Below are 25862 nucleotides of genomic sequence, written 5' to 3'. Positions count from 1 at the left end.
AAGACAGCGATACGTAAGCCATCCCTGCCCCACCCGCACCACCCGATCATCCAGCCCCAAAGGAACCCATCGGGCTCATTCACAACGGTAGGGCGGTACTTCACCGAGATCCAGGCGATCTTCCACGCGCTGGTGCTGCTGTTCCTGGCGTCGATGTGCGGGTTCGTCTACACCGGGGACCTGTTCGACGCGTTCGTGTTCTTCGAGCTGATGAGCGTGGTGGCGTTCGCGCTCACCGGGTACCGGGCGGAGGAGCCCGCGACCGTGCACGGCGCCCTGAACTTCGGGATCGTCCAGTCCATCGGCGCCTACCTGTCCCTGGCCGGGATCGCGCTGCTGTACGGGCGCACCGGGCAGCTGGGCCTGGCCGCCATCGGACGCCACCTGTCCGGCGCCGGCGGCGACGCGGGCGCGGGTTCGGGCGGGCCGCTGGTCACGGCCGCGTTCGTGCTGGTCTGCACCGGCTACCTGGTCAAGGCCGCGGCCGTCCCCTTCCACTTCTGGCTCGCCGACGCCCACGCCGTCGCGCCCACCCCCGTGTGCGTGCTGTTCTCCGGCGTCATGGTCGAACTCGGCGTGTACGGGGTGGCGCGGACGTATTGGGCGGTGTTCGCGGGGCTGGTGCCGCTGCGCGGCATCGCCGTCCTCGGCGCCGCCGCCGCGCTGCTGGGCGCCGTGATGTGCGTGCTGCAGCACCACGTCAAGCGGCTGCTGGCCTACTCCACCATCAGCCATGTCGGGCTGCTGCTGGTCGGCGCCGCCGCCGGGACCCCCGGCGCGCTCGGCGGCGCCGCCTACTCCCTGGCCGGGCACGCGGGGGTGAAGGGCGCGCTGTTCGTGGCCGCCGGGGTGCTGCTGAACCGGCACGGGAGCGTCGACGCCCGCGAGCTGCGCGGCCGCGGCCGCGGCATGCCGGTCACCGGTGCGGTGTTCCTGGTCGGGGCGCTGTGCCTGGCGGGCCTGCCGCCGTCGGGGCTGTTCGCCGGGCACGCCGTCACCGAGCACGCCGTGCTGGAGCTGGGCTGGTGGTGGTATCCGCCGCTGTCGGCCGCCGCGTCCGCGCTCACCGCCGGGGCCGTGCTGCGGGTGTGGCTGACGGTGTGGCGCGGCACCCCCACCGAGCAGGAGGCCGGGACGGGCGGGCGCGAGGACCCCGAGACGCCCGGCGGGCTGCGGTCGGTGCCGTGGACGATGCTCGGCCCGGCGGTGGCGCTGCTGGCCGCCGGGCTGTCGGCCGGGCTGCTGCCCGGCGGCGCGGTCGCCGGCGCCGCGCACGCGTTCGCCGACCGCGGCGCCTACGCCGCGCTCGTCCTGGACGGGCGCGCCGCGCACCCGCACGCGGTGCCCGCCGACCCGTGGACCGCGGCGGGCCTGGCCGGGGCCGCCGTCGCGCTGGCGGCGGCGGTGGCGGTCGCCGCGGCCGGCGTCCGCCGCACCCCCGAGCGACCCGGCCGGGCCGTCTCCCGCAGGGGCCGGTGGGGCGCGGTCGCGGCGCGGCTGCACGCGCTGCACTCGGGCCACGTCGGCGACTACGCCGCCTGGCTCACCGCCGGCGTCGCCGTCCTGGCGCTGCTCACCGCCCCCTGGTGACCCGCGGTCAGGTGCTCCACAGGCGGCGCTTGCGGTAGCGGGGCTCCCACACCACCCGGTTGCGGTCGCGGACCGGCCCGGGCAGCGCCGTCAGGAACCGCGACCGGTCCACCGGCGCGATCCCGTCCACCACCCACGGGACGAACAGCTCGGCGCCCGCCGCGCAGCGCAGGGCGGCCTCGTCGGCCAGCGCCCGCCACTGCCCGGACTCCAGCACCGACTCCGCCAGCGGCAGCACGGTCGCCTCCTCGTGCCGCAGATGCGCCTCTAGCGCCTCCCGCAGCGTCCGCACCGCCGCCACCGCGCCGCCACCGCCACCGCCCGTGCCGGTGGCCAGTGCCGTGTCGACGGCGGCGATCAGCGGTCCGAGCCGGGCGCGCTCGGCGCGGATCTCCGCCAGCACCGCCAGCTCCGCCGGACGTCCGGCCACCGCGCGCTCCACGCGCGGCCACAGCGTCCGGTCCTCCAGATCGTGGTGCATGCGCAGCTGCTGGGCGAGGTTGTCCCAGCCCGCCCGCACATGCGCGGCCCCGCCCTTGCCCGCCGCCACCGCCGCCGCGAGCCGGTCCAGGTCCCGGCGGAAGGCGGTGTGCGCTGCGGACAGGAGGGTGCGGCACGTGGTGTCGCGCGTCGCGACCGCGAAAACTCCCATGCATATAAGAAGGTGCGGCGCCCGCGGACGTGACATCCCCGGGCGCCGAAGAGACGCACCTCACAGCCCTCGGAGCGCCTCCCTCGGGGTGCCCGGAGGCGGGGCGGGGCGGTCGTGGTCAGCGCGGCCCGGCCGCGGCCAGGACCTCCAGGTAGTGCGGGTTGGTCATGACGCCGAGCACGTTGCCGAACGGGTCGATGACCGACGCGGTCACGAACCCCGTGCCCGCGCCCCGCTCGGTGATCTTCTCGTGCTCGCGGGCGCCCATCGCCAGCAGCCGCTCCACGGCGGCCTCCAGGTCGTCCACGTGCCAGTACATGATCGCCCCGCCGGGCCCGGCCGCCGCGGGGCCGCCGGGCCGGAACCGGGCGTCGATCAGGCCCAGCTCGTGCCGGTAGTCCCCCACCCGGAACTCGTAGTAGCCGGCGCGGCCGCCGGGCCCGGGGACGCTGAAGTAGGGCTGGACGCCCAGCAGCTCGGCGTACCAGTCCTTGGCGGCCTCCAGGTCGTCGGCCCACAGGCTGATGGTGGCGAATCCGCGCAGCATGTCGCTCCTCCGTCCGAGACCTGGAACCTCCCGGCCTCGGTACCGACGCTAAACCCCCATTAGGTCATTGAACGTCCGCAAAGGACGGCAGGATGAGGGCCATGCGCGATCCCTCCGGGCGGCTGCTGCGGCTGCTGTCCCTGCTGCAGACGCCCCGCGAATGGCCCGGCTCCGAGCTCGCCGAACGGCTCGGCGTCACGCCCCGCACCATCCGCCGCGACGTCGACCGGCTCCGCGAACTCGGCTACCCCGTGCGGGCCGCGCGCGGCGCCGCCGGCGGGTACCGGCTCACCGCCGGCGCCGCCATGCCGCCGCTGCTGCTGGACGACGACGAGGCCACCGCCGTGGCGATCGCCCTGCGCACCGCCGCCGGCGGCGCCGTCGCCGGCATCGAGGACACCTCGCTGCGCGCGCTGGCCAAACTCGAGCAGGTCCTCCCGCACCGGCTGCGGCCCCGCGTCGCCGCGCTCACCGCGGCCGCCGTGGCCCTGCCGCCGCAGGACGGCGGCCCGCCGCCCGCCGACCCCGCCGTGCTGGCCCTGCTCGCCGCCGCCTGCGCCGCCCGCGAGCACGTCCGCTTCACCTACACCGCCGCCGGCGGCGACGCCACCCGGCGGCTGGCGCAGCCGCACCGCCTGGTCGCCGCCGGCCGCCGCTGGTACCTGCTCGCCCACGACGAGGACCGCGGCGCCTGGCGCACCTTCCGCGCCGACCGCATCACCGGGCCGCACCGCACCGGGGTCCGCGGCCCCGCGCGGGAGCTGCCCGGCGGCGCCGACGCCGTCTCCTGGACGATGGACGCCCTGGCCGGCGGGTCCGGGCGGATCCGGGCGCGGCTGCTGCTGCACGTCCCGCTCGATGAGGCCGCCGGGCACGTCACCGCCTGGCACGGCGTCCTGGAACCGGCCGGGGACGGGTCCTGCGTGCTGCACACCCGCGGGGACTCCCTGCGGTTCCTGGCCCACCGCGTCGCGCTGCTGCCCGTGGACTACACCCTGCTCGACCCGCCCGAGCTGGCCGGTGAGCTGGCCGCCGTCGCCGCCCGCGTCGCGCACGCCGTGCGGGACTTCGGGCGCTAGCCGAGGGAGGTGTCGCCGAGCGACTCCAGCAGCGTGCGCAGGGCCCCGGCCAGCCGCTCCCGCTCGGCGGGGTCCAGCGCGGCCAGCAGCCGGTCCTCGTTGGCGGCGTGCTCGGCCACCAGCTCCTCCACGGTCTCCAGGCCGCGCGGCGTCAGCCGGATCCGCACCGACCGGCGGTCGCCGGGGTCGCGGACCCGTTCGACCAGGCCCTTGGCCTCCATCCGGTCGATCCGGTTGGTGATCGCCCCCGACGTCACCATCGCCGCGGTGAGCAGCTCCCCCGCCGTCAGCTCGTAGGGGGCGCCGTGCCGGCGCAGCGTCGCCAGGACGTCGAACTCCCAGCTCTCCAGTCCCCGCTCGGCGAAGAAGCGCTTCAGCTCCCGGCCCAGCAGCAGCTGCGCCCGCGAGATCCGCCCGATGACGCCCATCGGGGACACGTCCACGTCGGGCCGCTCGCGCCCCCACTGCGCCAGGATCGCGTCCACCGCGTCCGCCACGGCCCCTCCCGCATTCTCTCAACATTGAGATTATCAATGATGGAACATCCGCGCGCGAGTGGCCACAACCGGCACGCGCCCTCGACGGCCCCGGGCCGCGCCTGGGATAAACGAGACCCGACCACCGTCAACCAGGTAATGGTGTAATCATGGAGAGCCTGTACGAGCACGCCGGCGGCGAGGAGGGCCTGCGCCGGTTCATCGGCCTGTTCTACGCCTCCCTCCTGGCCGACGACCTGCTCCAGCCGCTGTTCGGCGAGGGCCGCGCGTCCCACGTGGACCACCTGACCGCCTTCACCGCCGAGACCTTCGGCGGCCCCGACGCCTTCACCCGCGAGATGGGCGGCTTCGCGCACCTCATCGACGTCCACCGCCACCTGAAGATCACCGAGGAGCAGCGCGTCCGGTTCGTCGAGCTGTACATGGCCGCCGCCGACGCCGCCGGGCTCCCCGACGACGCCCCGTTCCGGCGCGCCCTGCGCGAGCACGTGGAGTTCGGCTCCGAGGTCGCCAGGCAGAACTCCAACGCCGAGACCGACGACGAACTGCACCCCCTGCGCGAGGTCCCCCACTGGGACTGGCCCGACCCCTGACCTCGTCTCTCAGTCGCCGCCGCGCAGGCCGCGGTCGATGGCGTCGGCGTGCTCGGCCAGCCAGTCGATCTCCCGGTGCAGCCAGGACCCGGGCGCGGTGACGCGCCCGGCGCACTCGTGCATGTCGCGTTCGGCCTCGACCCGAGCCACGATGCGCCTACCGAACCCGCGACGGTCGCCGCCGTCGAAGTCGTGGGCGTCGAGGAAGCCGCGCAGCAGCGACAGCTGATACGCCGGCGGGGCGGCGATCTCCGGCCCCCAGCAGCCGGTGCACGAACGGCGAGTGCGGGCCGACCGGCCGCCGCACCGTGTCGCCGGCGCGCACGATGCCCTGGGTGATCCGGCCCCGGGCGCCGGGCCTTGGCCGCGCTTGTCGTCCTTCACCCTGCACCTGCCCCTTACAGCGAGCCGGAGTCGGACGCGCGCGTGAGGCGGGCGGCCAGGTCCCTGGCCTGCTCGGGACGAGGGTTGGCGCCGGTCAGCACCGTCGCCATGCGATCGCCGGGGACCGCGCCCTCGGCGATCGCCGCCAGGCCCGCCGCCCCCGCCGGTTCCAGCACGATCCCGAGCGTGCGCGCCGCCAGCTCCATCGCGGCGGAGATCGCCGCGTCGCTCACCAGCACGATCTCGTCCACCAGGGCGCGGGCCCGCCGCACCGAGGACTCCAGCGGGGTCCGCACCGCGATGCCGTCGGCGAAGGTGCGGGTGCTCCCGGCCGACACCGCGCGGCCGGCGCGCAGGCTCTCCAGCATCGAGGGGGCGCCTTCGGCGTTGACTCCCACGATCCGGGTGCCGGGCGCGTGCTCCCTCATCCAGCGCGCCACGCCGTTGATCAGCGCGCCGTCGCCGACCGGGAGGACGACGGCGTCCCAGCCCGTCCCGCCGGGGCCGCGGGTCAGTTCGAGCCCGATCGTCCCGGCGCCCTCGGCGATCGCCGCCTGGAACCCGTCCCGCAGGTGGACGCGGCCGGGACGGCGGCCGGCGTGGGCGGCGGCCCGCCGCGCCGACGCGCCGTCGGGCCCGGCCGCGACGACCCGGGCGCCGAAGGTCTCCATCCGCTCCCGCTTGGCGGGGTTGACGGTCTCGGGCACGAAAACCTCGACCGGCATCCCCCGGGCCCGTCCCGCGTAGGCGACGGCCTGCCCGAAGTTGCCCGAACTGGCGCACACCACCGGCGTGCCGGGGGCGAGCGTGCTCAGCACCAGGTCGGCGCCGCGGCCCTTGAAGCTGCGCACCGGGTTGGCCGTCTCCAGCTTCACCGTCACCGCGCGGCCGCCCAGCGCCCGGCACAGCTGCTCGTCGAGGTACTGCGGGGTGTTGAGGAACACCGGATCGATCACGTCCATGGCCTGCTCGATCCGCGCCACGTCCAGGTCCACGCCTGCCGCCCTTCACTCAGAGGCTCACCGACCCGGCCGACGCTAGGCGAACTCCCGATCAAGGCGATGGAGAATTGTCGCGCCGCGACGCAATAATCTTGCATGGCCGAACCGCCGCCGCCCCGCCTGGACGAGATCGACGTCCTGCTGCTGGACCTGCTCCAGCACGACGCCGGCCGCACGCTGCACGACCTCGGGGAGCGCGTCGGGCTGTCGCCGAGCGCCGTCCAGCGGCGGATCGCCCGCTACCGCGCGGACGGGCTGGTCACCCGGCAGGTCGCCGTCCTCGACCCGCACCGCCTCGGCCCCACCGTCCTGGCGGCGGTCCTGGTGACCCTCGACCGGGAGTCCTTCGAGCACCACCGCGCCTTCTCCGAGCGGATGCGCGCGGCCCCGCGGGTCCAGCAGTGCTACCGCGTCGCGGGGCCGTGGGACTACGTGGTCGTCCTGGCCGCGCGGAGCATGCGCGAATGCGGCCGCCTCGGCGACCGCCTGTTCAAGGCCGACGGCAACATCAGGCGCTACGAGACCCTGGTCGCCTTCGACACCGTCAAGACCGGCCTGGCCCTCCCGCTGCCCGCACCGCGGCCCGCACGACCGCACGACGGCGCGCCCTAACCGAAACCCCCGGCGGCGCGGCGTTGTGGGAGACTGGGGCGTTCGTCGGGCGGATGCGAGGACGGAGCGGTCGGTGGGGGGTGTGCTGCGGGTCTCGCGGCCCAACGCGCGGTTCCAGCAGTGGGAGGCGCTGCTGCGGAACCGGACCAAGCGGCAGCGGGCGGGAGAGTTCCTCGTCCAGGGCGTCCGGCCGATCACCCTGGCGGTGGAGCGCGGCTGGCCGGTGCGGGCGCTGATCTACGACGCCGAGCGGCCGCTGTCGCGGTGGGCCGAGGAGATGCTGGAGCGGGCCGGCGCCGAGCGGGTGGCGATGGCGCCCGCGCTGCTGCGGGAACTGAGCGGCAAGGAGCAGGACGTCCCCGAGCTGGTGGCGGTGGTGGCGCTGCCCGACGACGACCTGTCGCGGATCGCGGTGGGGCCCTCGTTCCTGGGCGCGGTGTTCGACCGGCCGACCGGGCCCGGCAACATCGGCACGATGGTGCGGTCGCTGGACGCGTTCGGCGGCGCCGGGCTGATCGTCACCGGGCACGCCGCCGACCCCTACGACCCCAAGGCCGTGCGCGCCTCCACCGGGTCGCTGCTGGCGGTGCCGGTGGTCCGCACCCGCTCCCACCGCGAGGTCCTGGACTGGGTGGCGCGGGAACGGGCGGCCGGACGCCCCCTCACCGTGGTGGGCACCGACGAGAACGGCACCGCCGACATCGCCGAGGTCGACCTGACGGGCCCGGTGCTGCTGGTGATCGGCAACGAGACCGCCGGGCTCAGCGCGGGCTGGCGGGAGGGCTGCGACACGATGGCGCGGATCCCGATCGGCGGCGCGGCCAGCTCCCTCAACGCCGCCGGCGCCGCCACGGTCGCCCTGTACGAGGCCGTCCGCCAGCGCGGCCGCCGCCCCTAGCCTTCACCCCGGCCGTAGCTTTCACGCTGGCGGTGCCTGGTCGTCGCCGGCCGCCGGCGCGTCGGCGGGCCCTTCCTGATCGTCGGTTTCGCCGCGGCCCGGTCCGGCCGCGGCCTCCGCGCGGACGGCGCGTTCACGTTGCGCCGCGGCGTCGGCGCGGGCGGCCGCCAGGTCGGTTTCGAGTCGTTCGCGCAGGGCCTGGCAGGAGGCGAGGGCCCGCTGCGCGGTGGCCTGTCCGGTGGCGGCCTCCTCGGCGGCGGCCCGCAGGTCCCGCTGCCGGGCCTCCAGCGCGTCGGCGCGGGCGGCGGCCTCGCGCCCGTGCCGCATCGCGTCGTCGCGCGCCTGCTCGGCGGCCTCGGCCCTGGTCTGCTGGTTGCGCGCCTCGCCCTGGGCGGCCGCCAGCGCCTCCCGCGCCGCGGCCAGGGCCGCGGTGGTGTGCGCCAGGTCGGCTTGGAGGGTCTGCGCCCGCTCGGCCTGGGTGCGGGCGGCGGTCTCGAGGCGGTCGCGTTCCTGTTCGTGGGTCTCGCGCGCCTCGCGCAACTCGGCGGCCTTGGCGTCGCGGGCGGCCTCGGCGGCGGTTTGCGCGTCGCGGGCCGCGTCGCGGGCCTGCCGGTGCGCGGCGACCATCTCGGCGGTGTCGGCGCGCACCCGGTCCAGGTCGGCGCGGTCGCGGGCCGCGGCCTGCTCGGCGGCCCGCTGGGCCGTGCGGGCCGCCTCGGCGGCGGCGACCGCCTCCTCGCGCGCCTTGTCGGCGGCCAGGGCGCGGACGTCGGCTTCGGCTTCGGCCTGCGCCGCGGCGGTCGCCTCGGCCTCGGCCCGCCGCACCCGCGACAGTGCTCCTTCCTGGGCCGCGGCGAGGAACTCCTGCAGCTCGGCCAACTGGCCCTGCAGGGCGCCGATCGCCGCCGGCACCTGTTGGGCGAGCGCCTCGGCCTGGCGGAGCGGCTCGTCGACCGCGGCGGCGTCGGCCGCGCGCCGGTCCCGGCTGGCCTGGTCGGCGTGGGCCTTGCTGCAGTACTTGGCGGGCCGCCCCCGGCCGCGCACCGGAAGCGGTTCGGTGCAGCCGGCCAGCGCGCACTCCCCCGCCGACGCCGACTCTGAGATCTCGGCCTCTCCCCGGCCGTCCGCTTCTCCTTCCTGAGCGTCACCGGCGGGCGATCCGCCCTCTGCCGGTTCCGCCGGAGCGGTCGGTGTCGTCGTGTCCGGTGATGGCTGTGCGGGCGGGGTGCCGTCGGTGCCGTTCGCGCTGCTCGTCTCGCTGCTCACCCGCCCAGCATAACGATCTTTTCACTGGACGATGCGCGAAACGATTAACGCGACACGTGCAACGCGTAATCAAGACCAGGTTGAGGCTCCGGGATAATGACAGTTATCCTGGTGTGCATGATCAACAGCGGGCGCGAGCCCGAAGCCGTGTCGATGGCGGGCGCATGACCACCGAACCGAAGCCGGCCCCGGAGGGGCCTCTAGAGGCGACGATGGTGCTGCACGCGCAGACGGGCCCACCCGTCCCCACGCCGGTCCCGGAACAGGGAGTGGGGAATGCCCTGGATCCGATCGGGCAGGCCGTCGCGCTGCTGCCCGCGCTACCGCCCGACGATCCCGGCGACCGCTACGGCCTGCGGCTGCTGACCGCCGCCTGGCTGCGCGGCCAGCGCAGCGACGCCACCCGCCGCGGCTACTACCGCGACCTGGCCGGCTGGCTGGACTACTGCGCGCGCACCGGACTGGACCCGCGGACGGCACGGCGCGCCGACATCGACGACTGGTCGGCGTCCATGACCGTCACCGTCAACGGCCGGTCCCGACCGCCCAGCGCCGCCACCCACGCACGGCGCCTCGCGGCGGTGTCGTCCTGGTACACCTACCTGCAGTCCAACGACGTCACCGACCGCAACCCGACCCTGCTGGTCAGGCGGCCGAGCAGCGCGCAGATCGCCGCGTCCGCCCGCAAGGCCCCCACCCTCAGCCCCACCGAGACCGCGCGGCTGCTCGACACCGCGGAGGGCCGCGCCGCCGCACTGGGCACCGAGGCGGCCTGGCGCGACGCGGCCGTGATCGCGCTGCTGTTCTACACCGCGCTACGCGTCTCGGCGATCACCGGCGCGGACCTTGCGGACCTGGACACCGAGGCCGGATACCGGGTGCTGCGATACCGCGCCAAGGGCAAGGGACCCGACGGCCGCGACTACGTCCGCCTGGACGGCGAGCTCTGCCGCGTCCTGGACGCCTACCTCGCCGTCCGCGCCGGCCGGCACCCCGACGGCGTCCGCCCGCCCGGGCCGCTGCTCGTCACCACCCCGCACCCCTACGACCGGGCCAAGCCCGGCGGCAAGCGCCTCACCCAGCGCGACGTCACCAACATCCTGCGCCGGTCGGCTCGGTCGGCCGGGCTGCCGAACGCGTCCCGGCTCAGCCCGCACAGCGGCCGCCGCACCGTCATCACCACCCTGCTCGGCAACGACGTCCCGCTCGCCAAGGTCCAGGACCTGGCCGGGCACGCCGACCCCCGCACCACCCGCGGCTACGACGACACCAACCACAAACTCGCCTCCTCCCCCGTCACCGACCTCACCCGCATCCTCGCCGGGCACCGCACCCCCAGCACCAAAGACCAGTGAGCGCCCCCGTCCGGCGGGAGGCGGTCAACGGGGTCGGCAGTCCCCGCCGGGCGACGCAGCCCAGCGTCGGGTGTTCAGCGCGACCTCCCGCCGCATCCAGCCGGCAGCGGTTGAGCGTCGGCCGACCGCAACCAAGCCCGGTGGGACGGGGTTTCCAGGGCGTCGCTGGGTGAGAGGAGCGGGTGACGACCATGGGGCCTTCAGTGGAAGACCCGCACGTGTCAGGTGATGCGTGGGCGGTGATGGAGAAGTTCTACGCGGCTGAGGCGGCGTATGTCGCTGCGGGCGGGTACGGCAGGGCGAGCTATGAGCAAGCCGCCGCTTGCCTTGATCCGGAGGTGGTGCTGCATCAGGCTCCGGGCCTGCCGTTCACGGGAACCGGGACGTGGCGGGGCCGAGACGGCATGGAGCGGTTCCTGGCCCTGTTCAGTGAGGTCTGGGAGTCGATGGACTTTCTGGACCAGCAGCACTGGGGCGATGGGGACACCTTGGTGGTGCGCAATCGAGTCCGGTTCCGTGCCCGGGCCACCGGCCGCGAGGTGGAGACGTTGATCTTGCAGCTGATCACGGTCAAGGACGGGCGCATGCTCGAATGCCGTCCCTTCTATTGGGATCCGGCTGCCATCGCCGAAGCCTGTGGCTGCACGGGTCCGCAAGGGGAAGGCGAGGATCCGGCGGAGTGATCAGCCGGTCGCGGCGATGTGGGTCCTAGGGGCCCGCCGCGGCGGGCGTCCTCCAGGGAGTTAACGAGTTGCCTCGCCTGGGTGCCGACGGCACAGTGTCGACGATGTTGGGAAGGCGGATCGAGTTGCCCGTCGGCGGCGGCGCGCTGTCGGGGCTGGACTTCGGCGGCCGTGGGCCGGGCGTGCTGCTGGTCCACGGCAGTGGCCACAACGCCGCGGTATGGACTGATGTGGCGTCCCGTCTGGTGGATCACTGTCATCCGGTGGCAGTGGACCTACGCGGGCACGGGCACAGCGCCCCCACGTCCAGCACACCTGAGCAGTATTGGCGGGACCTCGGCGAGGCCGTGGCGGCCTTGGAGTGGGACCGTCCCGTGCTGGTCGGTCATTCCACCGGCGGGTACGCCGTGACGGCCGCGGCCGCCGGTTCAGTGGACGCGGCGGCGTTGTGCGTGGTCGACGGCATGGTGCTCGATGACCGGGGCACGGCGAGGCTCGCCCAGGCCCAGTGGCAGGGCCCGGAGGCGGCCGAACGCCTGCGGGAGATGTTCCGCTACGGCTGGCGGGCAAGCGAACAAGACATGCACGCCTACGTCGAGCAATGCGTGCGTGAGGCCGGAACCGGCTGGCTCAACGCCGGGGCGCGCCCGGACTTGGTGCGTCATGTGATGCGGCGCAGCTTCCTGCGTCGTGCGGACGGGCTCTGGGAACGCCGGCCGACCGTCGAGGAGATCGCCACCGTCAGCGCTCCGGACCCCCACGCGGTGATCTATCCGAGCGTGGACGTGTACGCGCGTGTCGGGTGCCCGACCGCGTTCGTGCTGCCCGACCGCGGCTTCTACGCCCAGCGCCGCGACGAGGTGCGGGCCGTGGTCGACGCCGCTCCCGACCGGAGGCTGGTCGAGATCGCGGGCAACCACAACGTGCCGATGACACAGCCCTCCGGCCTGGCCGCGATCACCGTCGACTTGGTGCGCCGCCTCCCCCGGCCCGCGAGCTCCTGACACCGGGCAAGCCCCGGCACTGGAAAGGACACAGAAATGCAGCACTCCGATCACCCGTCGGTTCGGGAGTTCGCGGTCGCGGACGAGAAGGCCGGCCCCTACGGCGTCGTGACCGGCCCCGATGACGCGTTGTGGCTCACCTTGGTCCACAGCGGCGAGATCGCCCGCCTGACCATCGATGGTGAGCTCAGCCGGTATCCCGCAGGTGCCGCGGAGGGCAGACCGAGCATCATCACCGCAGGTCTGGACGGGGCGCTGTGGTTCACCCGGTCCGCGGACCACCACATCGGCCGCATCACCACCGATGGGACCCTCACGGAGTTCGCGTTGCCCGAACCCGGAAGCGCCCCCTTCGGGATCTGCGCCGGCCCGGACGGCGCACTGTGGTTCACCGAGATGAACACCGACCGGATCGGCCGCATCACCACCGAAGGCCAGATCACCCACTTCCCCCTCCCCGTACAGGGCGCGTTCCCTTCGATGATCACTCCCGGCCCGGGCGGGGCGCTGTGGTTCACCCTCAACCAGGCCAACGCCATCGGCCGTATCGGCCTCGCCGGCGAAGTGACCCTGCACAGGCTGCCCACCGCTGACGCCGCACCCGTGGGCATCACGCACGGCGCCGACGACGCGGTGTGGTTCGTGGAGATCGCCGCGGGGCAGATCGGCAGGCTCGGCGCGGACGGCACGATCGTGGAGTTCCCGCTCCCCGATCGGGGTGCCAAACCCCACGCCATCACCGCGACGCCCTCCGGAGAGTGCTGGTTCACCGAGTGGGGCGCGAACCGTGTTGGACGCATCACCCCCGCCGGTGTGATCACCGAATACGACCTGCCCACCCCGGCATCGGAACCCCACGGCATCACCGTGGGCCCGGACGGCGCCCTGTGGACCGCCCTGGAAACCGGAGCAGCCGCCCGGCTGGCCCCATGACCTGAACCCTGCCCCTTCGGCTCATTCTGGCCGGGCACCCCGCTCCGGCACGCCCCAAGGTGGCCCGGCTAGGGGCCGGGCCACCTGGACACAGGGATCAGGCCGTGGAGCCCGTGCAGGTCCGGGGCGCGGCGGTCACGGTGCTGCGTCGGCGGGTGTTCTGGCCGCCTGCTGCGCCGCGGCCGGCTGCTCGGGTCCGCGGGGCAGCAGCGCCATCAGCGCCAGCAGGACGGCGGCGGCCGGGGCGCCCCAGAACAGGGCGTCCGGGATGGCGGCCGTGGTCGCCTCCGGGCCCGGGGCCCGGCCCTGCGTCTCCCGGGCCAGCAGGGTTCCGAAGACCGAGACGCCGAGCGACAGGCCCAGCCCGCGCACGGACACCGCGGCGGAGGTCGTGGCGGCCAGGTCCGCGGCCGAGACGGCGTTCTGCGCGACGACCACCAGGTTCTGCATCAGCAGCCCGAACCCGAATCCCAGCACCGCGATCTCCACGGCCAGCACGGCGTAGGGGGTGCCGGGGGTGAGGCGGCTCAGCAGGACGAATGCCAGTACCGCGATCGCCGAGCCGGTGAGCAGGTAGGGCTTGTAGCGGCCGCTCGCGCCGATGCGGGCGCCGGCGAGGGAGGAGACCGCCATGAACGTCAGGACGTAGGGGTTGAGCGCCAGGCCCGCCTCGGTGGCCCCCATCCCGTACGCGGCCTGAAGGTAGGTGGGCAGGTAGACGATCGAGCCGCCGAGCAGCGCGCCGAGCAGCGCGGTGGCGGGGAGCACGACGCGCAGGACGGGGTCGGCGAACAGCCGCAGCGGCAGCAGCGGGTTGGACGCGCGGCCTTCCCACCACGCGAACAGCACCGCCAGCGCCGCCACGGCGCCGATCAGCGCGAGGATCGTCCCGGACGTCCAGCCGTGGGTGCGGCCGCCCCGTTCGGCGACCAGCAGCAGGCTCACCACCGCGCCCGCGATCAGCGCGGCGCCGGGCAGGTCGACTCTGTCGGCGCCGCCCGGTCTGGGCAGCCGCAGGGCGAGCGCGGTGGCCGCCATGGCGAGCAGGCCGAGCGGCAGGTTGACGTAGAAGATCCAGCGCCAGCCCCAGGCGTCGGTGATCGCGCCGCCGGCGAGCGGGCCGCCCACGCTGGCCAGCGCGAAGACGCCGCCGGTGAAGCCCTGGACCCTGCCGCGCAGCCGCTGCGGGTACAGCTCCGACAGCGCGATCGTGGGCAGTACGAACAGCGCTCCCGCGCCGAGGCCCTGGAAGGTCCTCGCGGCGATCAGCTGGGGGGTGGTCTGGGCCAGGCCGCACAGCGCGGAGCCCGCGATGAAGGCGGCGACGGCGGTGAGGAACACCGGGCGCCGCCCGAAGCGGTCGCTGACGCGGCCGTAGAGCGCGCCGGTCGCGGTCGAGGCCAGTACGTAGGAGGTGACGATCCAGCCGATGGAGTCCATGCCGCCCAGGTCGGCGGCGATGTCGGGCAGGGCGATGGCCACCACGGTCTGGTCCAGGACCGACAGCAGCATGCCGATCAGCAGGCCGGCCGTGGCGAGCGGCACGTTGCCGCCGCGCTTGTCCGGGGCGGCGGAGGCGGTCTTGTCGGGTTCTTCGGACACCGCGGTTCAGCCCCTCGCCCGCGCGAGCGGGTCCGGCAGGCCGAAGTCGGCGCTGAGCAGGTCCTGGTCGAGGACGGCCGCGGCGACGGTGCCGCTCGCCGCCGCGGCGATGACCGCGGCCATCGGCATCGGCACGCTGGCCCGCCGCGCCATGTCACCGGCCGCGTACACGCCGGGGACGCTGGTGCGGGCGAACTCGTCGACCTCCACGCAGCCGTCGGCGAAGGACGCGCAGCCGAGGCGTTCGGCGAGGTCGGAGCGCTGGCGCGGCACGTTGACGACGAACACCGCCTCCCGGGCCAGGGACGTGCCGTCGTCGAAGACGATCTGCTCCAGGCGGCCTGCGGTGCCCTCCAGCCGGGCGACGGGTTCGCAGTGCACGGCGACGCCGTGCTTCCGCAGCGTGGCCTGCGCCGCCGGGTCGAGCGGCTCGCCGCCGGTGCACAGGGCGACGTGGCCGGCGAAGCGGCTCAGCTGCAGCGCCAGCCGCACGCGGGCGGGTTGCGCGCCGAGCACGGCGACCTGCTTCCCGGTGCATTCGTGGCCGTGGCAGTAGGGGCAGTGGAACGCCGAACGGCCCCACATCTCCTCGGCGCCGCGCGGGCCGGGGACGTCGTCGGCCAGGCCGGTGGCCAGCAGGAGGCGCCGCGCGGACGCGGTCCCGCCGCCGGACAGCTCCAGGTGGAAGCCGAGCCCGTCCAGCGGGCGGACGTCGGTGACGGTCCCCGTCCCGGTCCGCACCGCCGGGTAGGCGGCCAGTTCCTCGCGGCCGAGGCGGCGCAGCTCCGCAGGGGGCGTGCCGTCCCGGGTGAGGAAGTTGTGCACGTTGTCGGCGGCGGCGTTGCGGCCCTCCCCGCCGTCGATCAGCAGCACGGGCCGGTGGACCCGGCCGAGGGCCAGCGCGGCGGCCGCACCGGCCGGGCCCCCGCCCACGATGGCGACGTCGAACATGTCCTGCCTCCATTGATCGGTCGTCCCTTGACGTGCGGCCGATTCTGCAAGTTAATGTCAACATGAAGTCAAGTGACTCGATGCGGATCGGGGAGCTTGCCGAGCAGTTCGGCCTCGCCGCGCACGTCCTGCGCCACTGGGAGGCGATGGGCCTGCTGACCCCGGCGGCCCGGGTCAACGGCCGCCGCCGCTACACCCGCGACCACGTCGTCCGCGTGATGACGATCATCCGCGCGAAGGCGGCGGGGATGAGCCTGGAGCAGATCCGCGACGTCCTCACCGTCTCGGGACGGGACGAGCGGCGGGCGCTGTTGGAGCGGCACCACGCGGAACTGGAGCGCCGCCTTCACGAGATCGCGGCCTCCAAGGCGCTCATCGAGCACCTCATGCGGTGCGGAGCCGACGACTTCACCCAGTGCCCCGACTACCGGCGCCTCGCCGAAAGCGCGGTCGTGCCGCAGCACCTCCACGAGGACGGCTGCGTGGTCGCGGACACCGCCCCCACCGCCGGCGAGGCCCGCTGACCGGCGGCGCCTCCCAGGAGCAGGGCCGGCCCGGGGACTGCCGGCGGGGAGGCGGCGCGGCCGCGGCGGGACGGACGGCCCGCCGCGGCCGCGGTCCCGCTAGTCCCCGGCCAGCACGGTGAAGGTGAACCCGGTGCTCGTCGGGCGGCGCAGCGGGGTTTCGGACTTGATCCGGCGCCGGACCTCGTTCCTGCTGAGGCCGAGCCCGTGCGCGATGAGCCGTTCCGGCCGCACCGGCACGGGATCGTCGAAGGCGACCCGCACCTGGACCGGCCACGCCCGGTCGGGCCGTTCCGGCGGGGTGTGCAGCCGCCAGGAGCCCGTCCAGTCCAGGGTGAAGCGGTTGCGGCGGGCGAGCAGCGGGTCCAGCAGCCTGGACGCCACCAGTCCCGGATCGTTGGCGCGGTAGCCGTCCAGGTCGGCGGCGGCGAGGGAGCCGACCGGGACCCGCTCGTGCACGGTGAGCTTGATCGTGCGGTCGCAGGTCACGCAGCGGACCAGCAGCCACACGTCCAGCAGCCTGCCGTTGGCGTTGACGCGGAACCTGCCCTCGCCGGTGGTGGCCGTTTCCGACCCGCAGCCGGGGCACCGCAGCGACAGCAGCGGCAGCCTGGTCCGGCGGACGACCCAGGGCAGCACGGTATGAGGTTGTGAAGACATGGACTCTCTTGACCTGACACGAGGCCGATTGCGCGCGGCCTCGGACGCTGTAGCGGCCGGGCGCGCGAGGGCAGCCCGGCGGAACCGACGGGAGCGTCGGCTACAGGTGAGCGGAAGAAGGTGTCAGGTCTAAAGAGCAGGCGGGGTCACGCGGTGTCGTCCTCTGTCCTCGCGGGATGGGCCGCAGGCAACCTACGGGCCCGCGGACGGGACGCTCAACCGGTTTCCGTCCGGCGCTCCGCCATGGCTCGGCCGGGGCCGCCCGGCCCCGGCGGAGCGTCTAGGCGCCGGCGTCTGAGCCGGTGAGTTCGTAGCCCGCCTCCTCGACCGCGGCGCGCACGTCGGCGGTGTCGAGCGGCCCGTCGCTGGTCACCGTGACGCGGCCGGCGCCGACGTCCACCGTCACGGCGGTGACGCCGGCGATGCGCTCGATCTCCTCGGTGACGGCGTCGGCGCAGTGCCCGCAGGCCATGCCGGCGACGGTGTAGCCGCCGGTCACGCCGGCGCCTCCCGGTCGGCGGGGACGGAGCGGGTGAGCATGTGCGCCGCGCGCATCCGCCCGTCGTCGGCGAACCGGCCGAAGAAGCAGACCTCGATCCGCAGGTCCTTGCCGCGCTGGCGGACGTGCAGGGTGTAGCGGGCGGCGATCCGGTCGCCGTCGGCGATGGCGTCGTGCACCTCGACCCGGCCGTCGGGCCGGTTCTTGCGGACGGGCCGGGTGTGGGCGATGAGCTTGTCGCGGTCCATCCGGTGGCCGTCGGCGACCTGGACGATGTCGGGGGTGTGGTAGCGGTCGACGATCGCGGCCGGATCGTCGTCGCCGTCCAGCAGGTCCCGGGTGAAGGAGGTGAAGAAGTCGGCGATGAACCGCTCCGGGTCGGTGCCGGCGAGTGCGCGCATGATGCTCCGCTGGTCGAGGATCGATAACTCTTATGCGCTGTAAGATATACATCGGCCGATAATTCTGACAAGGTGTAAGAGATGACTCCGTCCCCGGCACCCTCCCCGGCTCCCCGCCGCCGCGCCGACGCACGCCGCAGCAGGGCCGCCATCCTGGACGCCGCCGTACGGCTCCTGGACGAGCGGCCCGACGCGAGCCTGGAGGCGATCGCCGCCGCGGCGGGCGTGACGCGCCAGACCGTCTACGCCCACTTCTCCTCACGCGAGCAGCTGCTGCTGGGCGTCGTCGAGTGGATCACCGAGGAGGTCGCCGCCGCGATGGACGCCGCCGCCCCCGACGACGGGCCGGCCGCCGGCGCCCTGCTGCGCGTGCTCGACGCCGCCGAGGGGGCGGCCCGCCGCTCCCCCGCGCTGCTGCGGCGGATCAGCGAGCTGCCGGTCGGCGCGCAGGCCGACCGCGACCGGCACGCGCCGATCACCGAACGGATCGCGCGGGTGGTCGAGCGGGGCCGGCGCAGCGGGGAGTTCGACGACCGGCTCCCGCTGGACTGGCTGGTCTCGGTCACCGTCAGGCTCGCCCACGCCGCCGGCGAGGAGCGGGCGGCCGGGCGGATGTCGGACCGGGACGCCGGGCACGCCCTTCACACCAGCGTGCTGAGGGTGCTCGGCGCGGCCGCCCCGGAGCCGCCGCGGTGAGGAGAAGCCGCTCGGCGGTCACCGGGTCCTGAGGGGCCTGGTCACCTGCTTCTCCAGGCACGACGGCATGCCGACCGGCATCCCCGCCACCGTGCCCGGCACCGTGCCCGGCACCGTGCCCGCCGCCGGGCCGGGCACGGTGCCTGAAGTCCCCGCCGTGTCCGCCGCGCGGCGCCGGTAGGCGCTGGGCGGCATCCCGACCAGTTCGGTGAAGCGGGTGCTGAAGGTCCCCAGGGAGGAGCAGCCGACGGCGAAGCACACCTCGGTGACGCTGAGGTCGCCGCGGCGCAGCAGCGCCATCGCCCGCTCGATCCGCCGCGTCATCAGGTACCCGTAGGGCGACTCGCCGTAGGCGAGGCGGAACTGGCGGCTGAGGTGCCCGGCGGACATGTGGACGCCGCGGGCGAGCGCCTCGACGTCCAGCGGCTCCGCGTACTCGCGGTCGATCCGGTCGCGGACCCGGCGCAGCCGCGCGAGGTCGCGCAGGCGCTGCGCCGGATCGGTACTGCTGCTCACCTGGGAAATCCTGCCACACGGCCCCCTGCGCGAGGCCCGCCCCGGTCAGTCGCCCCGGTCAGTCGGCGACGTAGGCGGCCAGGTGCCGGCCGGTGAGGGTGGAGCGGTCGGCGACCAGGTCGGCGGGCGTGCCCTGGAACACGATCCGGCCGCCGTCGTGGCCGGCGCCGGGACCGAGGTCGATGATCCAGTCGGCGTGCGCCATGACGGCCTGGTGGTGCTCGATGACGATGACGGACTTGCCGGAGTCGACGAGCCGGTCGAGGAGGCCGAGGAGCTGCTCGACGTCGGCGAGGTGCAGCCCGGTGGTCGGCTCGTCCAGGACGTAGACGCCGCCCTTGTCGCCCATGTGGGTGGCGAGCTTGAGGCGCTGCCGCTCACCGCCCGACAGCGTGGTGAGCGGCTGGCCGAGCCGCAGGTAGCCGAGCCCGACGTCGGCCATCCGCTGCAGGATCTTGTGCGCGGCGGGGATCCGCGCGTCGCCGGCGCCGAAGAACTCCTCGGCCTCGGTCACCGGCATCGCCAGCACCTCGGCGATGTCGCGGCCGCCGAGGTGGTGCTCCAGCACCGCCGCCTGGAACCGCTTGCCCTCGCACTCCTCGCAGGTGGTGGCGACGCCCGCCATCATCGCCAGGTCGGTGTAGACGACGCCGGCGCCCTTGCAGTTGGGGCAGGCGCCCTCGGAGTTGGCGCTGAACAGCGCCGGCTTGACCCCGTTGGCCTTGGCGAACGCCTTGCGGATCGGGTCGAGCAGCCCGGTGTAGGTGGCCGGGTTGCTGCGCCGCGACCCCTTGATGGGGGCCTGGTCGACGGTCACCACCCCGTCCCGGCCGGCCACCGACCCGTTGATCAGCGAGCTCTTGCCCGACCCGGCGACGCCGGTGACGACGACGAGCACGCCGAGGGGGATGTCGACGTCGACGTCCTGCAGGTTGTGGGTGGCGGCGCCGCGGATCTCCAGCGCGCCGGACGGGGTGCGCACCGCCGGTTTGAGGGCGGCGCGGTCGTCCAGGTGCCGGCCGGTGAGGGTGCCGCTGGCGCGCAGGCCCTCGACGGTCCCCTCGAACATCACCTCGCCGCCCTCGGTGCCGGCGCGCGGGCCGAGGTCGACGACGTGGTCGGCGACCGCGATCGCCTCCGGCTTGTGCTCGACGACCAGGACGGTGTTGCCCTTGTCGCGCAGCTGCACCAGCATGCCGTTCATCCGCTGGATGTCGTGGGGGTGCAGCCCGATCGTCGGCTCGTCGAAGACGTAGGTGACGTCGGTGAGCGAGGACCCGAGGTGGCGGATCATCTTGGTGCGCTGCGCCTCGCCGCCCGACAGGGTGCCGGACGGGCGTTCGAGGCTGAGGTAGCCGAGCCCGATCTCCACGAACGAGTCGAGGGTGTGCTGCAGCGTGGTCAGCAGCGGCGCGACCGACGGCTCGTCCAGCTCCCGCACCCATTCGGCGAGGTCGCTGATCTGCATCGCGCAGGCGTCGGCGATGCTGATCCCCTTGATCTTGGACGAGCGGGCCGCCTCGGTGAGCCGGGTGCCGCCGCAGTCGGGGCAGGCGGTGAAGGTGATCGCCCGGTCCACGAACGCGCGGATGTGCGGCTGCATCGCCTCCCGGTCCTTGGCGAGGAACGACTTGCGGATCCGCGGGATCAGGCCCTCGTAGGTGACGTTGATGCCGTCGACCTTGATCTTGGTCATGTCCTTGTGGAGGAGGTCGTGCAGCTCCTCGCCGGTGAACTCGCGGATCGGCTTGTCGGGGTCGAAGAACCCCGACCCCATGAAGATGCGGCCGTACCAGCCGTCCATGCTGTAGCCGGGGATGGTGAGCGCGCCCTCGCGCAGCGACTTGGAGTCGTCGTACAGCGCGGTCAGGTCGAAGTCGGTGACGGCGCCGCGGCCCTCGCAGCGCGGACACATGCCGCCGGTGACGGTGAAGGTGCGCTTCTCCTTCACGGTCTTGCCGCCGCGTTCGGCGGTGACGGCGCCGGCGCCGCTGAGGGAGGCGATGTTGAAGGAGAACGCCTTGGCCGTGCCGATGTAGGGCTTGCCGAGGCGGCTGAACAGGATGCGCAGCATCGCGTTGGCGTCGGTGGCGGTGCCGACGGTGGAGCGGGGGTCGGAGCCCATCCGCTGCTGGTCGACGATGATCGCGGTGGTCAGCCCTTCGAGGACGTCGACCTCGGGCCGCGCCAGCGTCGGCATGAAGCCCTGCACGAAGGTGCTGTAGGTCTCGTTGATCAGCCGCTGCGACTCGGCGGCGATCGTGTTGAACACCAGTGAGCTCTTGCCCGATCCGGACACCCCGGTGAACACCGTCAGCCGCCGCTTGGGGATCTCGATGCTGACGTCCTTGAGGTTGTTCTCGCGCGCCCCGTGCACGCGGATCAGGTCGTGGCTGTCGGCGGCGTGCGCCGCCGGAGGCTGGGCGTCCGTCGTCGTGGCCTTGCTCATCGTGTCTCCATGTGGTTGGCGGGGCCGCGTCCGCGTTCCCCCGTCGGTCGCCCGGCTCGATCAGGCCGGCGCAAAGGATATGCCGATCCGGCCTGTCGCCACGCTATCCGCGGCCACCGACAAACCGCTTCTCGATTCCTGACCGGCCGGCCGGGACAGGCCGACCCCGGCCGCCCCTGGCCGTCCTCGGGAGGGGCGGTCACCGACTTTGGTCGGTGCCGCCGCCGGGCGGGCCGCGGCTAGCCTGTGCCCGGTGGACGAGGTGACGTTCGGGCAGGTGGGCGCTGGCCCGCGGCTGGGCAGGACGGCCGGGGCCGTGATCGTGGTCGCGGTGTCGGCCGTGCTGACCGCCCTGACGCTGTGGGGGCGGCCGGGGACCGGCGGGAGCTTCGCGCTGGACGCGGCGGTCGGCGCGGTGTCGTGCCTGGCGGCGCCGCTGCTGCTGTGGCGGCCGGTCCCGGCCGCGCTGGCGCTGGGCGTCCTCGCGGTGCTGTCCCCGGCGGCGACGCCGGCGGCGAGCATGGGGGTGCTGCAGGTCGCGCAGTGGCGCCCGTTCCCGGTGGCGGCGGCGGTCGGCGCGGCGGGGGTCGCCGCGCACGTCGCGCAGGGGTGGTGGCGGCCGAGCGGCGGGATCTCCTTCGGCTGGTGGGTGCTGCTGGTCGCGCTCGCCTACGGCGCGCTGGTCGGCTGGGGCGCGCTGGCGCGGGCGCGGCGGGCGCTGCTGGAGTCGCTGCGCGAGCGGGCCCGCCGCGCCGAGGCCGAGCAGGGCCGCCGGGTCGCCGAGGCGCGGATGGCCGAGCGGACCCGGATCGCGCGGGAGATGCACGACGTCCTCGCGCACCGGCTGTCGCTGCTGGCCACCTACGCGGGCGCGCTGGAGTACCGGCCGGACGCGCCGCCGGACAAGCTCGCGCAGGCCGCCGGGGTGGTCCGGGCCGGGGTGCACCAGGCCCTGGAGGAGCTCCGCGAGGTGATCCTGCTGCTGCGCACCGACCAGCCCGACGGGGACGGGCAGGACGGCGGGGAGGGCCGGCCGCAGCCCGCGCTGGCCGACGTGCCCCGGCTGCTGGAGGAATCGCGGGCCGCCGGCGGGCGGGTGGAGCTGCGCGACGGGGTCGCCGACGCCGCGGACGCCCCGCCTGCGGCGGGCCGCGCCGCCTACCGGGTGGTGCAGGAGGCGCTGACCAACGCCCGCAAGCACGCCCCGGGCCTGCCGGTGCGGGTGGTCCTGGAGGGCGGTCCGGGCGCGGGCCTTCTCGTCGACGTCCGCAACCCGCTGGCGCAGGACGGCGCCGTCCCGCCGCCGGGCAGCGGGACGGGCCTGGTCGGGCTGACCGAGCGGGTCCGGCTGGCGGGCGGGCGCCTGGACCACGAGGCCGCCGCGGGCGAGTTCCGGCTGCGCGCCCGGCTACCATGGCCGGCGTGACCCGCCCCCTGCGCGTGCTGATCGTGGACGACGACGCGCTCGTCCGCGCCGGGCTGTCGATGATGCTGGACGGGGCGGGCGGCATCACCGTCGCCGGTGAGGCCGCCGACGGCGCCGAGGTGCCCGCGGCCGCCGACGCGCACGCCCCCGACGTCGTCCTGATGGACCTGCGGATGCCGCGGGTGGACGGCATCACCGCGACGCGCCGGCTGCGGGCCCGGCCGAACCCGCCCGAGGTCATCGTGCTGACCACGTTCGACTCCGACGAGGACATCCTGCGCGCGCTGCGCGCCGGCGCGGGCGGGTTCCTGCTGAAGGACACCCCGCCCGGCGCGATCGTCGACGCGGTGCAGCGGGTCGCCGCCGGCGACCCGATCCTGTCGCCGAGCGTCACCCGCCGCCTGATGGACCGCGCCGCGACCGAGGCGGGCGCGCACCAGCGGGCCCGCGCGGCGCTCGCCCGGCTCAGCCCCCGCGAGAACGAGGTGGCGCTGGAGGTAGCGCGGGGCCGCTCCAACGCCGACATCGCGGCGGAGCTGTTCATGAGCGTGGCGACGGTGAAGGCGCACGTGTCGAGCGTGCTGACCAAGCTGGACCTGGACAACCGCACCCAGATCGCGCTGCTGGTCCACGACGCCGGCCTCATCTGACCCGTCCCCCGCGCACCTCCCGGTCGCCGGGCCGGCGGGGACGGTTCGGGCCGCGGCGAAACGTCCGGGGCCCACGGTGGAGCCACGGACACCTCCACGACCGGCACCGCCCTGTATCCGGGGACCGCCGAGCAGGCACGGGCGCTCGGAGCGTGGGCGGGGATCTCCTCCACGGCGCTGCCGGCGCTGGCGGCCATCGGGATCGGCGACGGCCTGATCGTGACGGCCGCGGTCGCCGCCGCGATGCGCGCCGCGCCGCCCGCGCACGCCGGCCTGGCGGGCGGGTTCAACAACGCCGCCCGGCAGGTCGGGACGGCGCTGGGCGTCGCGGTGTACGGGGCGGTGGCGCTGGCCCTCGTCCGCGCCGTCCCGGCCCGCTGACACCCTCGCGGGCGCCGGAAAACCGGTTGGCGGGGCCCGTGGCGGTCCCTTACAACGGTCGGCATGCTCCGCAAATACCCCCGGACCCCGCACATCGCGGGCTCGCGGCTCCAGCCCGGCGACCACGACCTCGCCGCGGCGCCGTTCGCCAAGATCGCCGGGCGGTACCTGGTGGTGGAGGAGAAGCTCGACGGCGCCAACGCCGGGATCAGCTTCACCGCCGGCGGGGAGCTGCGGCTGCAGAGCCGCGGCCACTACCTGTCCGGCGGGCCCCGCGAGCGGCAGTTCGGGCCGTTGAAGGCGTGGGCGGCGTCGGTCCAGCACGTCCTGCGCGAACGCCTGCGGGACCGGTACGTCCTGTACGGGGAGTGGCTGTACGCCAAGCACACCGTCTTCTACGACGCGCTCCCCCACTACTTCTGCGCGTTCGACGTGCTGGACCTCGCCGACGGGACGTTCCTGTCGACGCCGCGGCGCGCGGAACTGCTCGCCGGGACGCCGGTGGTGCCGGTGCCGGTCCTTCACGAGGGCCCGCTGCCGGACCTGGCCGCGCTGACGGCGCTGGCGGGCCCGTCGAGGTGCCGCACCCCGCACTGGCGGGACGCGCTGCGCGCGGCGGCCGCCGCCGGAGGCGCCGACCCCGGCCGCGTCGCGGCGGAGACCGACTCGTGCGAGGAGATGGAGGGCCTCTACATCAAGGTGGAGGAGGACGGGCAGACCGTCGGCCGCTACAAGTGGGTCCGTCCGAGCTTCCTGACCGCGATCCTGGACGCCGGCACCCACTGGCTGGACCGGCCGATCGTCGCCAACGGCCTGGCGGACCCGGAGGTGCTGTATGCGGGTGTTCGATGAGCTGTGCCCGGCGCCCCCGCACTGGAGGGTCCCCTGGGACCGGATCCGGGACGCGTTCGCCTGGGTGCGGGACCTGGCCGGCGTCCCGCAGGACCCCGCCCACCACGGCGAGGGCGACGTCGAGACCCACACCCGGATGGCGTGCGAGGCGCTGGCGTCGCTGCCGCAGTGGCGGGCCCGCCCTGCCGCCGAGCGGGTGCGGCTGTTCACCGCGGTGCTGATGCACGACGTCGCCAAGCCCTACTGCACTGCGCTGGACGGCGACGGCCGCGTCACCGCGCACGGCCATTCCCGCCGCGGCGACCTGATGGTGCGGCGGATCCTGTGGGAGCTGGGCGCGCCGGTCGCCTGGCGCGAGCACGTCGCGGCGCTGGTCCGCCACCACCAGGTGCCGTTCTGGGCCCTGGAGCGCCCCGACCTGCAGCAGATCGCGTTCCGGGCGAGCCTGCTGGCCCGCAACGACGACCTGGTGCTGCTGGCGTCGGCCGACATCCTCGGCCGGATCTGCTCCGACACCGCCGAGCTGCTGGACAACGCCGCCCTGTACGGGGAGTACTGCGCCGAGCAGGAGTGCCTGGAGGCTCCGCGCGCGTTCCCGTCCGACCACGCCCGGTTCTGGTACTTCCGCAAGCCTGGCCGCGACCCCGGCTACGCCGCGTTCGACGACACCCGCTGCACGGTGACCGTGCTGTCGGGGCTGCCGGGCGCGGGCAAGGACCACTGGATCGCCGCGCACCGCCCGGACGTGCCGGTCGTGAGCCTGGACCGGCTCCGCGCCGAGATGGGCGTGTCCCCCTCGGGGGACCAGCGGGCGGTGGCGGCCGCCGCGCACGAGGAGGCCCGCGGGCACCTGCGCGCGGGCAGGTCGTTCGTGTGGAACGCCACCAACGTGTCGCGGCAGCAGCGGGAGGCGTGCACGGGGCTCGCCGCCCGGTACCGGGCGCGGGTGGAGATCGTCGCGGTGGAGGCGCCGCCCGGCGTGGTCCGCGACCGCAACCGGGCGCGGCCGGCGCCCGTCCCGGACGCGGTCGTGGACCGGCTGGTGCGCCGCTGGGAGACCCCCGACCCGACCGAGGCGCACCGCGTCGACTGGCTCACCACCGCCTGACCCCGGCCCGGGGCCGCCGGCGCGGCGGGGGCGATAATCGGGCGGGACGGCGA

General features: G+C 74.8%; 29 protein-coding genes. 16 read left to right on the top strand and 13 right to left on the bottom strand.

Annotation, left to right across the window (positions count from 1 at the left end; translation table 11 throughout):
- Positions 1-1590, top strand: a 1590-nt coding sequence (locus ACGFI1_RS35395) for a complex I subunit 5 family protein (protein WP_392791678.1), incomplete at its 5' end; no start/stop codon positions are given.
- 7 nt (positions 1591-1597) lie between these two features.
- Here ACGFI1_RS35395 and ACGFI1_RS35390 read toward each other — a convergent pair.
- Complete coding sequence (locus ACGFI1_RS35390) at positions 1598-2242, bottom strand: hemerythrin domain-containing protein (protein ID WP_392791675.1); 645 nt, start codon at positions 2240-2242, stop codon at positions 1598-1600.
- Positions 2243-2360: 118 nt separating this feature from the next.
- Entirely contained in the window at positions 2361-2789 is a 429-nt protein-coding gene (locus ACGFI1_RS35385; protein ID WP_392734731.1) for a VOC family protein, read from the bottom strand.
- Positions 2790-2890: 101 nt separating this feature from the next.
- On the opposite strand from ACGFI1_RS35385, the gene ACGFI1_RS35380 reads away from it, so the two are divergent.
- The gene (locus ACGFI1_RS35380) at positions 2891-3868 is read left to right on the top strand and encodes a helix-turn-helix transcriptional regulator (RefSeq protein WP_392791673.1); all 978 of its coding nucleotides are present in this window, start codon (positions 2891-2893) and stop codon (positions 3866-3868) included.
- Here the strand turns inward: ACGFI1_RS35380 and ACGFI1_RS35375 are convergent.
- On the bottom strand, positions 3865-4365 hold the full coding sequence (locus ACGFI1_RS35375; protein ID WP_386865833.1) for a MarR family winged helix-turn-helix transcriptional regulator: 501 nt from the start codon (positions 4363-4365) through the stop codon (positions 3865-3867). The genes ACGFI1_RS35380 and ACGFI1_RS35375 overlap by 4 nt on opposite strands.
- Positions 4366-4514: 149 nt before the next feature.
- Here ACGFI1_RS35375 and ACGFI1_RS35370 point away from each other — a divergent pair, with 149 nt between their 5' ends.
- Positions 4515-4958 (top strand): group II truncated hemoglobin, encoded by a 444-nt coding sequence (locus tag ACGFI1_RS35370; RefSeq protein WP_392791670.1) that lies wholly within the window; start codon positions 4515-4517, stop codon positions 4956-4958.
- A gap of 9 nt (positions 4959-4967) precedes the next feature.
- Here the strand turns inward: ACGFI1_RS35370 and ACGFI1_RS35365 are convergent, their stop codons facing one another.
- Positions 4968-5342, bottom strand: coding sequence for a hypothetical protein (locus tag ACGFI1_RS35365; RefSeq protein ID WP_392791667.1), 375 nt, complete (start codon positions 5340-5342; stop codon positions 4968-4970).
- Between the two features lie 14 nt (positions 5343-5356).
- Entirely contained in the window at positions 5357-6337 is a 981-nt protein-coding gene (locus ACGFI1_RS35360) for a threonine ammonia-lyase (protein ID WP_392791664.1), read from the bottom strand.
- 102 nt (positions 6338-6439) lie between these two features.
- On the opposite strand from ACGFI1_RS35360, the gene ACGFI1_RS35355 reads away from it, so the two are divergent.
- Together ACGFI1_RS35355 and ACGFI1_RS35350 are read left to right on the top strand one after the other, a co-directional pair.
- Complete coding sequence (locus ACGFI1_RS35355; protein WP_392791661.1) at positions 6440-6955, top strand: Lrp/AsnC family transcriptional regulator; 516 nt, start codon at positions 6440-6442, stop codon at positions 6953-6955.
- A 73-nt stretch (positions 6956-7028) separates the two neighbouring features.
- Positions 7029-7853 carry a TrmH family RNA methyltransferase gene (locus ACGFI1_RS35350; RefSeq protein ID WP_386865843.1) on the top strand — a complete coding sequence of 275 codons (825 nt, stop codon included), beginning with the start codon at positions 7029-7031 and terminating at the stop codon, positions 7851-7853.
- A gap of 21 nt (positions 7854-7874) precedes the next feature.
- Here ACGFI1_RS35350 and ACGFI1_RS35345 read toward each other — a convergent pair whose 3' ends face one another.
- Complete coding sequence (locus tag ACGFI1_RS35345; protein ID WP_392791658.1) at positions 7875-9119, bottom strand: hypothetical protein; 1245 nt, start codon at positions 9117-9119, stop codon at positions 7875-7877.
- Positions 9120-9283: 164 nt separating this feature from the next.
- On the opposite strand from ACGFI1_RS35345, the gene ACGFI1_RS35340 reads away from it, so the two are divergent.
- The 4 genes from ACGFI1_RS35340 to ACGFI1_RS35325 all read left to right on the top strand — a co-directional run bounded on the left by ACGFI1_RS35340 (position 9284) and on the right by ACGFI1_RS35325 (position 13094).
- On the top strand, positions 9284-10474 hold the full coding sequence (locus tag ACGFI1_RS35340; protein ID WP_386865847.1) for a tyrosine-type recombinase/integrase: 1191 nt from the start codon (positions 9284-9286) through the stop codon (positions 10472-10474).
- Between the two features lie 191 nt (positions 10475-10665).
- Positions 10666-11157 (top strand): nuclear transport factor 2 family protein, encoded by a 492-nt coding sequence (locus tag ACGFI1_RS35335; RefSeq protein WP_392791686.1) that lies wholly within the window; start codon positions 10666-10668, stop codon positions 11155-11157.
- A gap of 104 nt (positions 11158-11261) precedes the next feature.
- Positions 11262-12161: an alpha/beta fold hydrolase gene (locus ACGFI1_RS35330; protein ID WP_392791655.1), complete on the top strand. Its 900-nt coding sequence runs from the start codon at positions 11262-11264 to the stop codon at positions 12159-12161.
- A gap of 36 nt (positions 12162-12197) precedes the next feature.
- The gene (locus tag ACGFI1_RS35325; protein WP_392791652.1) at positions 12198-13094 is read left to right on the top strand and encodes a Vgb family protein; all 897 of its coding nucleotides are present in this window, start codon (positions 12198-12200) and stop codon (positions 13092-13094) included.
- 135 nt (positions 13095-13229) lie between these two features.
- Here the strand turns inward: ACGFI1_RS35325 and ACGFI1_RS35320 are convergent, their stop codons facing one another.
- Entirely contained in the window at positions 13230-14696 is a 1467-nt protein-coding gene (locus ACGFI1_RS35320) for an MDR family MFS transporter (RefSeq protein WP_392791649.1), read from the bottom strand.
- A 6-nt stretch (positions 14697-14702) separates the two neighbouring features.
- Positions 14703-15647, bottom strand: a complete 945-nt coding sequence (locus ACGFI1_RS35315; protein ID WP_392791646.1) for an NAD(P)/FAD-dependent oxidoreductase — start codon at positions 15645-15647, stop codon at positions 14703-14705.
- A gap of 62 nt (positions 15648-15709) precedes the next feature.
- On the opposite strand from ACGFI1_RS35315, the gene ACGFI1_RS35310 reads away from it, so the two are divergent.
- A complete protein-coding gene (locus ACGFI1_RS35310; RefSeq protein WP_392791644.1) occupies positions 15710-16171 on the top strand; it encodes a MerR family transcriptional regulator in 462 nt (153 codons plus the stop codon).
- A 99-nt stretch (positions 16172-16270) separates the two neighbouring features.
- Here the strand turns inward: ACGFI1_RS35310 and ACGFI1_RS35305 are convergent, their stop codons facing one another.
- From ACGFI1_RS35305 to ACGFI1_RS35295, 3 genes are all read right to left on the bottom strand, one after another.
- Positions 16271-16810 carry a DUF1062 domain-containing protein gene (locus ACGFI1_RS35305; protein WP_392791641.1) on the bottom strand — a complete coding sequence of 180 codons (540 nt, stop codon included), beginning with the start codon at positions 16808-16810 and terminating at the stop codon, positions 16271-16273.
- A gap of 301 nt (positions 16811-17111) precedes the next feature.
- Positions 17112-17303: a heavy-metal-associated domain-containing protein gene (locus tag ACGFI1_RS35300; protein WP_386866764.1), complete on the bottom strand. Its 192-nt coding sequence runs from the start codon at positions 17301-17303 to the stop codon at positions 17112-17114.
- Between the two features lie 23 nt (positions 17304-17326).
- Complete coding sequence (locus tag ACGFI1_RS35295) at positions 17327-17731, bottom strand: nuclear transport factor 2 family protein (protein ID WP_387066953.1); 405 nt, start codon at positions 17729-17731, stop codon at positions 17327-17329.
- Between the two features lie 81 nt (positions 17732-17812).
- Between ACGFI1_RS35295 and ACGFI1_RS35290 the strand changes: the two genes are divergently transcribed.
- Positions 17813-18427, top strand: a complete 615-nt coding sequence (locus tag ACGFI1_RS35290) for a TetR/AcrR family transcriptional regulator (RefSeq protein WP_392791638.1) — start codon at positions 17813-17815, stop codon at positions 18425-18427.
- A gap of 18 nt (positions 18428-18445) precedes the next feature.
- Here the strand turns inward: ACGFI1_RS35290 and ACGFI1_RS35285 are convergent, their stop codons facing one another.
- Positions 18446-18943 (bottom strand): helix-turn-helix transcriptional regulator, encoded by a 498-nt coding sequence (locus ACGFI1_RS35285; RefSeq protein WP_392791636.1) that lies wholly within the window; start codon positions 18941-18943, stop codon positions 18446-18448.
- Between the two features lie 58 nt (positions 18944-19001).
- Positions 19002-21392: an ATP-binding cassette domain-containing protein gene (locus ACGFI1_RS35280; RefSeq protein WP_392791633.1), complete on the bottom strand. Its 2391-nt coding sequence runs from the start codon at positions 21390-21392 to the stop codon at positions 19002-19004.
- A 253-nt stretch (positions 21393-21645) separates the two neighbouring features.
- Between ACGFI1_RS35280 and ACGFI1_RS35275 the strand changes: the two genes are divergently transcribed.
- From ACGFI1_RS35275 to ACGFI1_RS35255, 5 genes are all read left to right on the top strand, one after another.
- Positions 21646-22818: a sensor histidine kinase gene (locus ACGFI1_RS35275; RefSeq protein ID WP_392791630.1), complete on the top strand. Its 1173-nt coding sequence runs from the start codon at positions 21646-21648 to the stop codon at positions 22816-22818.
- Positions 22806-23468, top strand: a complete 663-nt coding sequence (locus ACGFI1_RS35270; protein ID WP_301176331.1) for a response regulator — start codon at positions 22806-22808, stop codon at positions 23466-23468. Before ACGFI1_RS35275 ends, ACGFI1_RS35270 begins: the two co-directional genes overlap by 13 nt.
- A 219-nt stretch (positions 23469-23687) precedes the next feature.
- Positions 23688-23849 (top strand): hypothetical protein, encoded by a 162-nt coding sequence (locus tag ACGFI1_RS35265; RefSeq protein WP_387066968.1) that lies wholly within the window; start codon positions 23688-23690, stop codon positions 23847-23849.
- A gap of 63 nt (positions 23850-23912) precedes the next feature.
- Positions 23913-24701 (top strand): RNA ligase family protein, encoded by a 789-nt coding sequence (locus ACGFI1_RS35260; protein WP_392791627.1) that lies wholly within the window; start codon positions 23913-23915, stop codon positions 24699-24701.
- On the top strand, positions 24685-25809 hold the full coding sequence (locus ACGFI1_RS35255; protein ID WP_392791624.1) for an AAA family ATPase: 1125 nt from the start codon (positions 24685-24687) through the stop codon (positions 25807-25809). Before ACGFI1_RS35260 ends, ACGFI1_RS35255 begins: the two co-directional genes overlap by 17 nt.
- The last annotated feature ends 53 nt before the right edge of the window (positions 25810-25862 follow it).

This window comes from Actinomadura geliboluensis (assembly GCF_043197915.1).
Taxonomy (GTDB): Bacteria; Actinomycetota; Actinomycetes; order Streptosporangiales; family Streptosporangiaceae; genus Spirillospora; species Spirillospora geliboluensis.
This window is presented reverse-complemented; position numbering and strand designations above follow the sequence as displayed.